Below are 14,649 nucleotides of genomic sequence, written 5' to 3'. Positions count from 1 at the left end.
AGCATTGTTGAAAACTTCAGCAAGATATTGATTTGTGGGGATTTACGTTTATCCATTAATCCTCAGGAATTTTTCGAAAATTTTCGTTATAAGTTATTTTTCAACGACGAAATAGTTATTAACGGCAATGTGGAGCTTTAGACGGTGATGCACATGGTAGTAAGTTTGGCTGGAAGAGATATTTTATGTCTCCAAGACTTTACTAGAGAGGAACTTGAAACAATTCTTAAAACAGCCGAAATGATGAAAATATGGAACAAAATAGGGAAGCCACATCGTGTTCTTGAGGGTAAAACGTTAGCTATGATTTTCCAAAAGCCATCGACAAGAACAAGGATAAGCTTTGAAGTTGGTATTTATCAGCTTGGTGGCTATGGGTTGTATTTGAATGCCCAAGATCTCCAATTGAGAAGAGGAGAGACAATAGCGGATACTGCAAGAGTATTGAGCAGGTATGTGGATGGTATAATGGCTAGGGTTTTTGATCATCAGGATGTCGTAGACTTGGCGAAGTATGCAAGTGTGCCGGTTATAAATGGTTTAAGCGACTTTTCACATCCATGTCAGGCCTTAGCTGACTACATGACGATTAAAGAGAAGAAGGGTAAGATTGAAGGATTAAAGGTAGTCTATGTTGGTGATGGAAATAACGTTGCTCACTCTCTCATGATTGCTGGAACAAAGTTGGGGGCCAATGTTGTTGTAGCAACACCTGAGGGCTATGAACCCGATGCAAAGGTCATTAAGTGGGCAGAGCAAAATGCTGCAGAGAGCGGGGGAAGCTTCGAGCTCTTGCATGATCCAATACAAGCTGTTAAGGATGCTGATGTGATCTACACCGACGTTTGGGCCTCAATGGGCCAAGAAGCTGAGGCAGAGCAAAGAAGGAAGATATTTGCTCCGTTCCAAGTTAACAAAGACCTTGTTAAGCATGCAAAGCCAGACTACATCTTTATGCACTGTCTCCCAGCTCACAGGGGAGAAGAAGTTACTGACGACGTAGTGGACTCTCCAAACAGTGTTGTTTGGGATGAAGCAGAAAACAGATTGCATGCACAAAAGGCAGCCATGGCTCTTATCATGGGCGGCATAAAGTTTTAATCTCTCTTTTTATTTAAAATTTTAAAAATTAGAACGAGGACAGAATTCCTAAAAGATCTTCAATGTTTTTAACCATGAATCCTCTTTCGTGAATTCGTTCAACCTTTTCTGCGTCTTTGTTTATCCAACATGCATAAAGACCTGCATTAAGGGCCCCTTCAAAGTCCTCTGGCTTTGTGTCGCCTATGTGAAGGGCTTCCTCTGGGGAAACATTGAAATATTCAAGGGGTTTTAAGAAGAGCTCTTTCATAGGTTTATAAGCTTTGAGCTCGTCTGAATAGAATTGCTTTGTTATATAGTCGGCTAGAGCAAATCTCTCTAAAATTAAGCGTGTATAAGCTGAAGGCCAGAACATGACATTCCCTGTAGTGATGATTATATATTTCCTATGGAGTTCTTTTAGGGTTTCTTTAACTCCTGGGAGAACTATTTCATAACTGACGTTCAAAGTGGCTTTTGCCACTGCTCTTTTTATTATTTCAACATCCACTTTAAGGGCATTAGCTAAAAGTTCCTGGCTCTCTTCGAGGGCTCTTTCTGGGTTTCCACTCTTCTCTTTTCTTATTTTTTTGATTTCTTCCCGTGTCTTGATTATCTTTTCTATCACTTCCTCTTCAGGCAAGTTTAACAGTTCTGAAAGTGCTTTTCCGAGAGCTTTAATCATAATGGTGATATCCAAAAGAGTATTCCACACATCAAAAGATACTAGCTTGATCATTTCTGCCACCAGAGAATAATTAGTGGACTTGCGGTTAATAAATTTAAGCGGGAATGTAGAGAAGATTTTATGCATTGGATTATAATGAGTTTACAAGGGCTTTCTCATGGGGTATACATAACTCTAAATTTAAGCAAAAATTATTCTATGTAATTTGGATTTTGTTTATAGTACTCTCATAAAAAATTGTTATTATTAAAATTTTTTCTGAAAAATGCAAAGGTTTTTAATGTTTGAGGTTTAACAAGCCTGTGAAAACTTGGGGGGATGAACATGAAAAAAGCTGTTCTCTTTGTGGTATCTGTGATTTTGGCACTCTCCACTCCAGTGCTAGCTCTCAGTGGTGGGGAAGAGAACTACGAACACCCTTATCCCTCTGATGTCATTGTAGGAGACATCCTCATAGGACATAGTCCTACTAGCGATTGGCTGATTCCGGGTTACTGGACACACGCTAGCATGGTAGCATATTACAATGATAAAGTAGGAGAGTGGATGGTGGTTGAGGCTTGGTTTACCGGAGTTAGAGTGATTAAGCTCTCGGAGTACTTACAGAGGTATGATGAAGTGGCCCTCTTAAGGGTGAGAACCACAGACAGTGTAAGAAAAAGGGCGGTTATTTTTGCTCTTGCTCAGATTGGAAAACCCTATGACTATAGGTTGTGGACAAAACAAGTTTATGGATGGAGTTATTATTGCTCTGAGCTGGTCTGGGCTGCATACTTCACAGCGGGTGTCGATATAGATAAATATCCAAGATTCTCGGAGAAATATCTCTGGGGTGTTGCTCCTCAGGAGATATACGACGACGGAGATACCTATGTGATTTATCAGCATCACGCTTAGTGTTTTTTTCTTTTTAATACACTCACGAAGAGTGACACTATTCTTCTAACTTTTTACAGTGTTCATCTAAGAGTGAGGGAGCTACTAAGAAACACCTAAAAATTGTTTGAAAACGTGTTAGAGAATTGGAATATCTGGAGCCCGAGGGTTGTATGGTAGCCCCGCGGGGATTCGAACCCCGGTCACGGGATCCAAAGTCCCGTATGCTTGGCCGCTACACCACGGGGCTGTGCCCATTGTGTAGTTTATGGTTGTATTTATAAATTTTACTCCAGAAGAAAAGCTAAAATATAATTTCCTCTTCCCCAAGGGCCAATGAGAATCTTGATAATACTCTATCAAACTCACTTTCGCCTGCATAAACAAATCCGCAGGTGTGACACTTCAAATACCCATCCTCTATCATAAGCTCAGAAAAGCATATAGGGCATCTATACTCATTTCTTTCAAGATCATTGAAGACTTCGTCCCTCATAACAAGCATTTTTAAATCACTTTCCCAGTCCTCATGCACCATTCCCCAGTAGGGAGTAGAGATCGGGTAATAATCCTCAAGTATAAGAGGATTAACGCCTATGCTCTTGATTCCAGGAGGAAGTTTTTGAGCAGGCTCGATAGAGACCACAAACTGATCATAAAATTCAATGTACTGTGCTCTAACGCTTACACCAGAGCCGATCCTCTTTTTGAAGGGATACACTTGGAGGAATAGAAGGTCATTTGAGGGTTCAAAATAAGCCGAGATTCCGATATCTTTTCTTTTAAAGAAATATGTATAATTATCATCATCGATATCTTCACCTGCAAGAGAAAATCCTAACTTCTTCAAGGCCCTTTCCATAAAAGAAGGTTTTGGAATAGATTTACGAATAATCAGATGTTCACCTACCCAACCAGCTAGGGCCATAGAGTACCCTACATAAAACTGCTTCTGGATTCTAAGGTAAGCCACACTTGGTACTAATTTCATCCCTATCAAAGAAGATAGTGTGGTTCAACTATTTATCTTTTTTGTTAAGTGGAGAAAAATTAAAGGTTCTAGGAGAAGAAGTCTTCCAGGCTAATTACTTTCTTTCCTTCTTTTTTCTTTTTGGGCTTTTTAATTTCCTTTTTATCACTTCTAGGCGCTTGAGACTTGAATGCTGATTGTTCTTTTTCGGCTCTTTTGTATTTTCCATTTTCTCTAAGTTCATCAAGATACCCATTATTTTTCACAGCTCTTCCAGTTCTCTTAGCTATCATTCTCTCACATATGTCCTTATGGCTTAGGGCTAAGAGAGTTCTTTGAGTCTCTGGAAAGACATTTTGGAACAATATTTTAATGTCCTTTTCAGTAAGACAAATTCTTTGCCTTGTATAATCAATAACACTGTATTTTGTAACTAACATTTTTGCAGTGGGCAAATACTTTTCGATAGCTCCCTTTGAGACAGTTAGAACTATTTTGCCTCCACATTTTGTACATTTACCACTTAATGGGGGCCTTCTATACTTAGTATTGCACTTTACACATCTGAATTCTTGTCTTGTGAAGCTCCTAAGGTTTCCTCTTAAATCGGGCACTATGTGGGAGTTTATTATGGTCTCTGCGACGTGATGTTCATTAACAGCCCTTATCCTTTCGGCCAAAGCTAGTTGTCGACTAACTTTGTCGACCATATCTCCCAATTGCTTATAGAGACTCATCTTTGGACCAAGAGCTATATCGTCTGTATCATGAGTGAATTTTAGTCCTTCATACATCTCAGGCTTTCCTAAGCGATCTTCTACTCGTTCTATAGTTCCAGTTAGCTCTTTGGGGGATTTGAGTTCGTAAGTAGCATTATAAAATTCGAGTGGATAGTATCTGGCTATGTCCATGTTATGAACTTCACTATCCACCTCTCTTGGATCAAGTCGTGTAGTAACGACCAATGGAGCATCCATTTTTCCACCGCGTTTCTCTGGGAGATAGTATTTACTGAAATTGAGCAATGCATCGAGTAAAAGCATAACACTATCCTCATCACCGTCGCAGTTTCTCCTTTTCGCTGCGTGATAATACGGATGAGCATAACCTACTAGAGCATCAACAAAACCAATAATCCTTCCTATAATCCCAGCCGAGGTGTGGGGGGCTAAACCTATAACGAGATGACCTACTAGATCTTCCATTTTTTCAACGTTGTAAAATCTTGGTAAACCATAAAACTTCTCAAGAAGATCATCTATAAACCTAGCAACTCTAACAAGATATTTTCCAGCTTCCTTTGAGAGGATTATGTCCTGAACTTTAAGTTCAAGGATTTGATCTTCGCTTACAAGGGGTTTTCCTTCAAAGTCATAAGTATAACCCAATTCTTGGAGTCTCTCTACACTGACTCCTATTTCTTTGGGTTTAAAGTGAGTTATAGGTGCATCTGTCGCATCAAATCTTATTGTTCCATCTTTGAATACATATACATCATTTCTGGCCCGTAGTATCCCCTTTTCAAGGGGCTCTGGTATCTTATGAGCAGAGCTCATACCCATTACGCCTTTGAGCTTATCGAGGGTATAGATTCCAACATTTTTCATTGCTTGATTTAAGAGTTCTGATGGGTTTATCCTTCTCTTTTTGTATGCTTTCATTTCTATGTCACACTTTGGACAGGTAGTATCTAAGATAGATTCAAAGCCACACTTGGGACAGTGATAGAGAAGCTTTGCATCACTCCCACATTGGGGGCAACGGGGGAAGATATCCACATGGCCACAGTTGGTGCACTTAAAGTGGGCAATTTCTACTTCGGATGTTTTGCCTTCTTGAGCGGCCTTGTAGATGTCTCTTGAATTTCCCCCAGCTAGACCAATTGGGAAAAGAACATGAACAGGGGGTTTCATTTTTCTCTCCTTTGCCTTTTCGGGTCTTCCCATTCTCGCACCTATCCAGCTTATCCCTCTATCTCTCAGCTTAATCTCACTTATCTCATTTATGAGGTCGATTGGAGTGTAAAATTCCTTAAACTCAAGTTTTTTCTCCAAATTTGTCAAAGGTGTTAGAAGTGCAGCGGCCCAAGGATATTCAACAATTACAGTATCTCCTTCTACTTTGTGCTCTACTCCAAGAAGTTCTAAATAACGTTTTGCATTACCTAGAGATTGGAGGCTTATTTCAAGTTTTCTTGCATATTTAAGACCCCTATACTCATCCCACTCAATGGTGGCATTTACCAGTGCGTTTTGAAGTCTTATCAGTTCTTCCACGGTGAGCGTGTTCCAGTAAAGAGTATAATATGGGTGTAGGGGTATTCTTAATATGCGTGAGAGATGAATAGCTTCTTCAATAGAAGGTTTGGTTCTAAGGGGGTCATAAAGAAGTTTTGCTAAGAAGTTAGGATCAAGATCTAAATAATCGGCCGCTTCTTCTACCATCTCTTTATCGTTCTCTTGGAAGGGTTTCAGTTCAACCTCATAAATTTTGTTAACTGCCTCTACAAACTCCTGTATCCACCACTCTTCAACATAGTTGGCAGGTAAAAGTGTTTGATTGTTCTCAACAAAATCTCCAAAGGCTATAAGAGCATCACCCAGATAGAGTATCTCCTCTACTTGATCTTTAAGCTCTAGGGCTTTGTAATAATCATCAACTCGTACGACGCTTCCATTCTTTAACTTAACTATAGGCCCCTCGATTGTACTCGCAGGTGTGGCAATAGAACCTTTTCCAGGTCTCTCTGTTTTCATTTGGGTCCCTACTGCTAGGAATTCGTCTACCATTATCATGACTGCGGGATTTACGGACCAGGTTGCAAATCCACTTACCCTGCTTCTGCCATACCGGAGCCTAAAGCCTCCATTGGTGGAAGGTTCTGCAAATAATGGTCTTCCTCCAATAATCTCTTTTGTATATTTTGTATTTGGCGCTATGTTTGCTTTAAATTTCTCGTAAAGTTCATAATAGAAGCCTTTCTTGATTTTTACATTTGTTTCTTCCAAGTGTTGTTCTGTTTTTTCATCGCTTGTGTTTTTTTCTTCTTTATTTTCAGTTTTACCCTTCTCTTTTGCTTCTACAGATTCTTTTAGCCATTCCCATCCTTCTATCCCCATTTTGTCAATGTATTTGATTAATTTTTTTGCTTTCTGGAGGACACCTTCTGCAATAACTAAAATTGCACCTCCCCTTAGGTAGTTTGTTTCGACTCCTGGAACGTTTCTGTGGCTAACTTCAACATTGTCGGTAGTTTCTCCAGTTATCTCTATTGGTATGTTTCTAACTGCCAGACGGACTTCGTCTGCTGAGGGATGATATTGAAGTCTTGTAACAGCTCTGTGATATAGGTCTATTTCCTCTACATACCTCTCAATGTGCTCTTCAGTAGGTTTGAATCTATCTAGGCCAAGTTTTTTCCTAACATAATCTCCAACAAGAACACTAAGAGCTTGGGCAGTACCGCCACTACTTCTAATAGGTCCTGCATAATAAATAGCAAGGTACTCTGTGCCATCGGGATTTTTCTTTATTTTAACATCTGCGATTCCCTCTAGTGGTGCAGAAACAATACCCTCTGTGAGAATAGCCAAGGCTGTTCTAACGGACTGATCAGCAAGTTTTTCTTTACTCTCAAACTTTCCAAATCTCCCTTCTATTATCTCATCAACAATTTTCAAAGCAGCAAGTTCTTTTCCATATTCTTTTACAAGTGTTCTTATTCTCTCCGCAACTCCTTTAGGCCCTACAAGACTCTCAACTCTTCCAGCCATATCCGTTGCTTGGGGAACTTCAATCTCTTTTGAGGGGTCTCTCCCCTGAGAACGGGCTTTTTGAGCTATTTCATAGGCTTTATTAATCTCTCTCTGCAAAGAGTCAAAGTATTTTTTCATATCCTCACTGTAAATTTCCATATTATTTCACCTCAAACGTCACACCATTTAGTAAAATCAACTATCATTCTTAGCCTGGCGGTTTCTACATCGATGATTGGCACTTTTGCTGGTGTGGGAACTATGTTAACCATTTTCTGGAACTCAGTTTGAGCTTGCCATGTTCCAGAATTTATTAGGAATACTCCTCTATAGATTTGGTAATCAAGAACGTGAACGTGGCCCATTTGTACTAAGTCTGGAACACTTTCAATCACAAGTAGATCCTCGGAATCAGGAGCTATAGGAACTTTTGCCCCGAAGGTGGGTGCAACGTGTCTAAGTTTTAGGAGTTCTAGCATGGGTTTTACCGGGTGGTGATGGCTCATATTAGGAATATGGCTAACGATATCTTCTATTCCCCTACCGTGAACTATCAAAAATTCTCTACCATGAAGATCAATTACTGCTGGGTTGCTTATTATAATGGCATTTTTTAATTCATAAAGAGGCTTTGCGTACTCTTTATAGAATTCCGGTTGAGGCAAAGCAGTTCTTGCAGCATCGTGATTTCCGGGTCCTATAAACATCGTGATATGTTCAGGAACATTTGAAAGAAGATTTGCAAGAGCCTCGTATTGATCAAAAATATCAGGAATATTAAGCTCGTTATACTGACCTGGGTATATACCGATTCCATCAACTACGTCTCCAGCTATTATGAGGTATTTTATCCTGCTGACTATTTCTTCTTCTGCTTTGCTGTTCACATGTCCATTAAGCCATTCTATAAATTTCATAAATGCCTTTTCACAGAACTCGTTGCTACCTACGTGAATGTCACTTATTAGAACGGCATATACCTTCTCTTCTAGAGGAGGTTTCTCTTTTTTGTAGAGTGGGACGTCAGGCAAGTAAATCCTGTCTGCAAAGAAGATGCCTCTATTTGAGTATCTTCCTTTAAATGCAATGACACTATCGGGTACTATCTCAAAAGCCTTTGCATAATCTTCTTTATCTCTTCCGATAAATACTTTTATTATTCCAGTGTTGTCTTCCACTTCAAACATGTATCCGTTTCGTGTTTCTCTTTTTGAGTTTATAAGGCCGATTATTGTGATATCTCCCTCTGGATTGATGTAGCTAAGCTTTCCAATATCAATAACTCCCGAAACTTCAGGGTTCTCACGAAGAATTTTTCTCATCTTTTTTAACCTACTTTTAAAATAGTTCTCATAAACTTTTACTATAATCTCTCCTTCTTTAGTAGTCCCGCTTTTAGCCTTTGGGGGTGTGATCTTAACTTTTCGTACATCAAATTTAATATTAAACTCAGATTTTATTGACTTCGCTAGGAATTCAAACCCTTCCTTTGGAGAAACTTTGAAATCATCATAAACAGAATAGGCTTTTTTCTCTTCTGGAATCTCTTCTTCCTCGACAACTATAGGCACACCATATTCTTCAAAGATAATTTTTCTTTTTGTTTCTCCATTTTCTTCCCCATTACTCTCGCTTTCAAAGGTTTCTGTGATTTCTTGGGGTTCCTCGATCTCTGTTGATATTTCCTCAACTTCTTCTACGGTCTCAGGAAGCATTGTTTCTTCGAGACTTCTAGATTCTTCTGTAACTTCACTTTCTTCAGAAGGAAATGATGTTTCAATGACTTCCTCCATATCTGTACTTACACTTTTGGCCTCAATAGGGCCACTTGGAGTTTTTGAAACTTCATATGCAGTTTCTTCAAGCTTTCTTGTAGTTTTTTCTTGAACCTCTCCAGCTTCTTTGGGTTTCTCTTTAGTAGATAGAAACTTCTCTAAATGACTTGGAGCAGTAATTATTTCCTTAGACTTCAGAAACTCCTCGGCCGTTATTTCATCAATTATAAACGTTCCTTTTGCTTTTGCAAATTTTATGAGTTCAGGAAGGTTAAACTCTTTTTTATAGTATTCAGATAAAAGAAAATATGCTGGGGGAGTTATTAGGTAGTTGTTTGATATTAACCCCCTCACCAGTTCATCCATAAAATAACCTCCTCTGCTTAAGCATGCTCACTGAGATTAATGGCCTCAATGTTTCTTCAAAGCGGTATATGTTTTTAACTTTATAAGGTGTTACGTTGAGCCTTATCTCCTTTGTCCTCCCATACCTACCTTTGCTCACGACCTTGGCATTTACTATGCCTAGCATGTCAAGTTCATTTATTAAGTCGCTTATTCTTCTTTGTGTTAAGGGCTCTAGGTCAAGATAATCACAGAGGTCTTTGTATACGGAATATACATCTCCAGTGTTTGCCGGTAGTTCTCCATTTTCGTCAAGTAAAACTATGGCGTACAGGAGGATTTTTGAATGCAACGGTAAAGTTTTGATGACTTCTTCCATGGTATCTTGTTCTATCTTTTCTTGGGCTTTCCACACATGTCTCTCAGTGACTTTGGGGGACATTTCTCTTTCCGCTATCTCCCCACTAACTCTAAGTAGGTCAAGGGCTCTTCTTGCATCCCCATGCTCTCTAGCCGCTAGAGCGGCACAGAGAGGAACAACCGCATCATCCAAAACTCCATCATAAAATGCTTCTTGTGCTCTTTGCATTAGAATATCTCTAAGTTGATTGGCGTCATAAGGGGGGAATACTACCTCCTCCTCACTTAGGCTTGACAGTACTCTTGGGTCTAGATATTCCTTAAACCGTAGATCGTTGGAAATCCCTATAATACTCACTTTTGCTTTGTTGAGTTCGGTATTTATTCTTGTGAGGCTATAGAGAATATCGTCACCGCTTTTCTTAACGAGTTTGTCTATCTCGTCTAGAACTATTATTACAAAACGCTCTTTCATGTCAACAACTTTTTTCAGCTGTGTATAGACCTCGTCGGTGGGCCATCCAACAAGAGGAACTTCTATCTTGCTTTCGTCTTTAAAATGGTTGACTATATTGGCTAACACCCTATATTGGGTATCCACTATCTCACAGTTAAGGTAAATAACGTCTACAGGTATGTTGTACTTTTGGGATATCTTCATCAAATCATCTGTTACGTATCTCACAGTAACAGTTTTTCCAGTCCCCGTTTTTCCATATACAAAAATGTTAGAAGGAGTTTCTCCCCGTAAGACTGGGACTAAGATGTGTACAAGAGTTTCTATTTGTTCTCGTCTATGTGGGAGTTCTTTAGGTGTATAACTATGCCGCAATACATCTTTATTTTTAAATATTCTTTCATTGTGCATATATTTTTCAAAAAGTGAATTGAGATCAGTTTGTCCTTCCTGTAGCATTTTTGTTACCTCCATCGGAAATGTATTGATGTTTGTCAATTTGACCTATTTTTAATGTTTATATGATTATTATAGCACATTTCTGTGCATAATTGTTATCTTTATTGTTATATTTTATCCCTATAATTTTAACATCTTTTAAAAAGGTTTCCACCGGAACCAGTAGATGCAAAGGAAATGCATTCTATAAGTTATGGAAGGGAGTATATATGCTTTGTTGAGCAGATTTATGATTAAACTTGAAGGGGGCTTTAAAAAGGGTTAAACTTTAAGAAGAATTATAAAAAAAGAGACTCATTGGAGCATTCCTTCGAGCTGTTTGACATATTCAGTACTTCTTTTTACATCCGAGAAATACTCTTTTGCTTTTTCTACATGTTCTCTACTAACCTTCTCTTTTCCTGCCAGAACACTTGCAGGTGCCAAAAGTTGTACTGCATATCTTAAACTTGTCTTTTCTCCTAGTTCTGCGAGATACTCTATAGCGTCCTCTGAGATTTCAATTCCTTCTTCTTTGGCTCTTATCTTTATAATCTCTTTAATTGCATCTCTTCTATAGGGTTCTGTGTTTATTATCAGTAACCTATCCAACATGTCTATTGGGATTCCGTGGGGGGCTTCTAGGTCAGTTCCTCTTATTTTTGTTATTCCTCTGTTAGTTGCCAGAATTAGGATGGGAGCCAGTTCATTCTCCATGGCTCGTGCTAGAAATGAAAATGCTTCAATATCTAGCATGTGGCACTCATCTATGAAGAGCACACCAGGAACAAGCGTGGCCTTCCCTTCTTCTATCCATTGCTTCACGGTCTCATCAACTTTTTCTCTTATTTCATCTGTAATTTCTAGACCTCCGCCGAAAAATATGCTAAATATTCCTCCTGCACGACTGTTAACTAAATCTAAGTCATGTAAAGTAACTGTGTACGTGAACTCCTTTATCTTAAGAACAGGCCCACTAGGAATCTCTACTATTTTTTTAAAGAACAGGCCCTCTTCTCCTTTTGTTGTCCCTAGTTTTGAAACTTTGCCGGTTTCGGCATCCAATTGGATTACATCATCCTCCTCAATTCCCATTTCCAAGAGCTGATATGCTATTTCTCGCCCTGCCCTGATAGTTTTCTCATCATCTTTAGTCTTGAGAGTGATTTTTACAGATTCTGGAATTTCCACGTATGGATTGAATGGATGCTTAGTCTTATTAATTTGGATTCTTTCTACTTTTCCTTCATAGACTCTTCTTTCCTCGCTTATTCTGACTCCAATGGCCCTTCTTAATGCTTGTTTTAGAAATTCTGTCTTTTTAATTTCCGCTGAATAAATTTCACTTCCTGAAATCTGAACGAATGGGACGTCTTCTCCAAGTTCCTTTGCGATCCCCATTGCAATGGCAGTTTTTCCGCTACCTGTTGGTCCAACTAATAAGATTCCCTTTCCTGCTAGTTTCCCCTTTTTTATGAGTTTCACTGCAATTCCCGCAGCTTCCCTGGCTTTTGTTTGCCCTACCATGCCATCCCCTATAAATCTCGCTTTCCCTGTCTCATCTAACCCAAGGCCATGAATGTGTGAATGGCTCCCTATCCTCTCGAATCTGTGGGGTGCAACTTCTTCAATCAATGGCATGGAGTCACCCCCCTCCATGTTTTAGAAACCATTAGTAGGTAAAATATACACCACTTTAAAAGCTTATCCTTTAAAGGAAACGGAAGAGTGTATACTTGTCTCAATCTGCCACATCATAATATAAAATTCTACTGGAAAGGTACCTAATGTTTAAAAAGTTTTCCCGCAAATTTGACTACATTAAGTAGTAAGTAGAAAGGTTTAAAAGGGAAAAAGTAAATATATTTAAAAGGTTTTCGATTGGGGTGGGGCTATGAGGCGTTTGGGCAAGGTTTCTCATTATGCGAAACAGGGCTTCTTGATACTTCGCTCAACATTCATACCGGTGTTAAATGATCCGGTAGTAGATAAAAACCTTCAACTTATTGGGGTAGTTAAAGATGTTTTTGGTCCTGTCACTGCTCCATATGTAGCTATAAAACCACGTGTCAAAGATCCAGAAAGGTATATTGGAGAAATTCTTTATATTGATGAAAGAAAAAGGAAGAGATCCTCTTCTGGTTCTAGAAAGTCAAAAAAAGTAAAAAGAGTAAGTAAACGTCGCCCTGCCCCCCAAAAGAGGGGGTGAGAGTTTTTGACTCAACTTGGAGGTATTAAAAGATGTCCAATCTGTGGTTCGGAAAATTTGATTTACGATCCAAGCAGGGCGGAAATCGTTTGTTCTCAATGTGGGTATGTGTTGGATGAGGAAATAATGGATCTTGGTCCTGAATGGAGAGCATTTGAACCTGGGCAGAGAGAAAAGCGTTCTAGAGTTGGAGCTCCTGAGACTGTAATGCTCCATGATAAGGGTCTTTCAACAGACATAGATTGGAGAAACAAGGATATTCATGGAAATGATATCTCGGGCAGTACTAGGGCCAAGATGTATAGATTGAGAATGTGGCAAAGGAGAATGAGGATAAGTGATGCTATAGATAGGAATCTGGCATTTGCCCTAAGTGAACTTGATAGAATGGGGTCTCAGCTTGGACTCCCTAGGAATATACGAGAGATTGCAGCCGTTCTTTATAGAAAAGCGGTTATTAACAGACTAGTTCGAGGAAGATCTATAGAGGGCATGGTTTCAGCTTGTTTATATGCTGCATGTAGAGTAGCCAATGCTCCTAGAACTCTTGATGAGATAGAGGATGTTTCAAAAGTAGACAAAAAAGAGATTGGCCGTAGCTATAGATACTTAGTTCGGGAGTTAAACCTGAAGCTTAGACCTACCAATCCAGTAGATTACGTTGTGAGGTTTGGGGATCAGCTTGGAGTTCGTGAAAAGACGAAGAGAAGAGCAATAAAAATAGTCAATATGGCGATTGAAAGGGGTCTTACTAGTGGAAAAGGCCCTACAGGAATAGCTGCAGCTGCAATATACATCGCTAGTCTTCTTGAGGGAGAGAAGATGACTCAAAGGGAAGTCGCGGAAGTTGCTAGAGTTACAGAAGTAACGGTGAGGAATAGATACAAAGAATTAGTGGATAAACTTAATATAAGGATACCCACGTAGAGTGTTGGGGAGCAACTGTGAAAGTAGGCATACTAAGTGACACGCATTATCCAGACAAAACCTCTTATCTGCCCGATTTACTTTTTAATGTTTTTAAAGATGAGAAAGTGGAATTGATTCTGCATGCTGGGGATTTAACGGCCCCAGAACTTCTAGAGCGTTTTGAAGAGATTGCACCAATCATTGCAGTAAGAGGTAACCTTGACAAGCCTTTTTTGCCTGAAGAGAAGGTTTTGGAGATTGAGGGACTTAGAATTGGGCTCTTACATGGTCATCGGTTTTTAAGTTTAGACGAGCAGACATTAAAATATAAGGCTTTGGAAATGGGAGTGGATATCCTTATTTTTGGCCATACTCATAGATTCTTTTATAAGAGATATGAATATATGGGAAAAGAAGTGGTTCTTCTTAATCCTGGTTCTCCTACTATTCCCAGAATGAGTGATCCAACGTTTCTCGTGGGAGAAATCACACATGAAAGATTCAGTTTTAGAATATTTAAGCCATGGGAGACCCAGTGGAGATATCCATAATTATAATATAAAAGACAAAAGAGAGAAAGGCCATCAAGCTTTGATAGCGAGTTTGATGTCTTCTGCTTTGACTGTCTTTCTGCCAGCGTGTCTAGCAAACTCGACTGACTTCTTAGCGAGCTCAACTGCGTACTCTTCGAGGTATTCGGCAAGTACTTTGGCGGCATCTTCGCTAACTCTCTCAGCACCAGCCTTTCTAATCAATCTATCAATTGGGGCAATTGGCAACTCAGCCA

At 39.3% G+C, this 14,649-nt stretch carries 12 protein-coding genes and 1 tRNA gene; 5 read left to right on the top strand and 8 right to left on the bottom strand.

Annotated features, from left to right (window positions below; genetic code table 11):
* Positions 1-153 precede the first annotated feature (153 nt).
* Complete coding sequence (gene argF / locus EP1X_RS08715; RefSeq protein WP_055283669.1) at positions 154-1,101, top strand: ornithine carbamoyltransferase; 948 nt, start codon at positions 154-156, stop codon at positions 1,099-1,101.
* 28 nt (positions 1,102-1,129) lie between these two features.
* On the opposite strand, the gene EP1X_RS08710 is transcribed toward argF, so the two are convergent.
* Positions 1,130-1,816, bottom strand: a complete 687-nt coding sequence (locus EP1X_RS08710) for an HAD family hydrolase (protein WP_055283741.1) — start codon at positions 1,814-1,816, stop codon at positions 1,130-1,132.
* A gap of 276 nt (positions 1,817-2,092) precedes the next feature.
* Here EP1X_RS08710 and EP1X_RS08705 point away from each other — a divergent pair, with 276 nt between their 5' ends.
* Entirely contained in the window at positions 2,093-2,665 is a 573-nt protein-coding gene (locus EP1X_RS08705; protein ID WP_055283667.1) for a YiiX/YebB-like N1pC/P60 family cysteine hydrolase, read from the top strand.
* A gap of 153 nt (positions 2,666-2,818) precedes the next feature.
* Here the strand turns inward: EP1X_RS08705 and EP1X_RS08700 are convergent.
* From EP1X_RS08700 to EP1X_RS08675, 6 genes are all read right to left on the bottom strand, one after another.
* A tRNA-Gln gene (locus EP1X_RS08700) sits at positions 2,819-2,894 on the bottom strand.
* Between the two features lie 54 nt (positions 2,895-2,948).
* Positions 2,949-3,635, bottom strand: coding sequence for a hypothetical protein (locus tag EP1X_RS08695; RefSeq protein ID WP_055283665.1), 687 nt, complete (start codon positions 3,633-3,635; stop codon positions 2,949-2,951).
* A 68-nt stretch (positions 3,636-3,703) separates the two neighbouring features.
* Positions 3,704-7,528, bottom strand: coding sequence for a DNA polymerase II large subunit (locus EP1X_RS08690; protein WP_055283663.1), 3,825 nt, complete (start codon positions 7,526-7,528; stop codon positions 3,704-3,706).
* A gap of 11 nt (positions 7,529-7,539) precedes the next feature.
* Positions 7,540-9,510, bottom strand: a complete 1,971-nt coding sequence (locus EP1X_RS08685) for a DNA-directed DNA polymerase II small subunit (protein ID WP_055283660.1) — start codon at positions 9,508-9,510, stop codon at positions 7,540-7,542.
* Complete coding sequence (locus EP1X_RS08680) at positions 9,503-10,765, bottom strand: ORC1-type DNA replication protein (RefSeq protein WP_055283658.1); 1,263 nt, start codon at positions 10,763-10,765, stop codon at positions 9,503-9,505. Before EP1X_RS08680 ends, EP1X_RS08685 begins: the two co-directional genes overlap by 8 nt.
* A 294-nt stretch (positions 10,766-11,059) precedes the next feature.
* Positions 11,060-12,385, bottom strand: a complete 1,326-nt coding sequence (locus EP1X_RS08675; RefSeq protein WP_055283656.1) for a RuvB-like helicase — start codon at positions 12,383-12,385, stop codon at positions 11,060-11,062.
* 253 nt (positions 12,386-12,638) lie between these two features.
* Between EP1X_RS08675 and EP1X_RS08670 the strand changes: the two genes are divergently transcribed.
* From EP1X_RS08670 to EP1X_RS08660, 3 genes are read left to right on the top strand one after another with little or no spacing between them, the layout of a single operon-like run.
* Entirely contained in the window at positions 12,639-12,953 is a 315-nt protein-coding gene (locus EP1X_RS08670) for a Gar1/Naf1 family protein (RefSeq protein WP_055283655.1), read from the top strand.
* 6 nt (positions 12,954-12,959) lie between these two features.
* Positions 12,960-13,880 carry a transcription initiation factor IIB gene (locus tag EP1X_RS08665; protein WP_082391540.1) on the top strand — a complete coding sequence of 307 codons (921 nt, stop codon included), beginning with the start codon at positions 12,960-12,962 and terminating at the stop codon, positions 13,878-13,880.
* A 17-nt stretch (positions 13,881-13,897) separates the two neighbouring features.
* Positions 13,898-14,413 (top strand): metallophosphoesterase, encoded by a 516-nt coding sequence (locus tag EP1X_RS08660; RefSeq protein WP_055283652.1) that lies wholly within the window; start codon positions 13,898-13,900, stop codon positions 14,411-14,413.
* Positions 14,414-14,446: 33 nt separating this feature from the next.
* On the opposite strand, the gene hpkA is transcribed toward EP1X_RS08660, so the two are convergent.
* Positions 14,447-14,641, bottom strand: coding sequence for an archaeal histone HpkA (hpkA, locus tag EP1X_RS08655; protein ID WP_055283738.1), 195 nt, complete (start codon positions 14,639-14,641; stop codon positions 14,447-14,449).
* Between the last annotated feature and the right edge of the window lie 8 nt (positions 14,642-14,649).

It is taken from the genome of Thermococcus sp. EP1 (assembly GCF_001317345.1).
GTDB lineage: Archaea > Methanobacteriota_B > Thermococci > Thermococcales > Thermococcaceae > Thermococcus_A.
The sequence above is the reverse complement of the archived record's forward strand: the minus strand, read 5'-3'. Positions and strand labels throughout refer to the sequence as shown.

Coding starts and splice junctions, on each gene's coding strand:
- argF (WP_055283669.1), top strand. CDS start 154: ATGGTAGTAAGTTTGGCTGGAAGAGATATTTTATGTCTCCAAGACTTT.
- EP1X_RS08705 (WP_055283667.1), top strand. CDS start 2,093: ATGAAAAAAGCTGTTCTCTTTGTGGTATCTGTGATTTTGGCACTCTCC.
- EP1X_RS08695 (WP_055283665.1), bottom strand. CDS start 3,635: ATGAAATTAGTACCAAGTGTGGCTTACCTTAGAATCCAGAAGCAGTTT.
- EP1X_RS08690 (WP_055283663.1), bottom strand. CDS start 7,528: ATGGAAATTTACAGTGAGGATATGAAAAAATACTTTGACTCTTTGCAG.
- EP1X_RS08685 (WP_055283660.1), bottom strand. CDS start 9,510: ATGGATGAACTGGTGAGGGGGTTAATATCAAACAACTACCTAATAACT.
- EP1X_RS08680 (WP_055283658.1), bottom strand. CDS start 10,765: ATGCTACAGGAAGGACAAACTGATCTCAATTCACTTTTTGAAAAATAT.
- EP1X_RS08675 (WP_055283656.1), bottom strand. CDS start 12,385: ATGCCATTGATTGAAGAAGTTGCACCCCACAGATTCGAGAGGATAGGG.
- EP1X_RS08670 (WP_055283655.1), top strand. CDS start 12,639: ATGAGGCGTTTGGGCAAGGTTTCTCATTATGCGAAACAGGGCTTCTTG.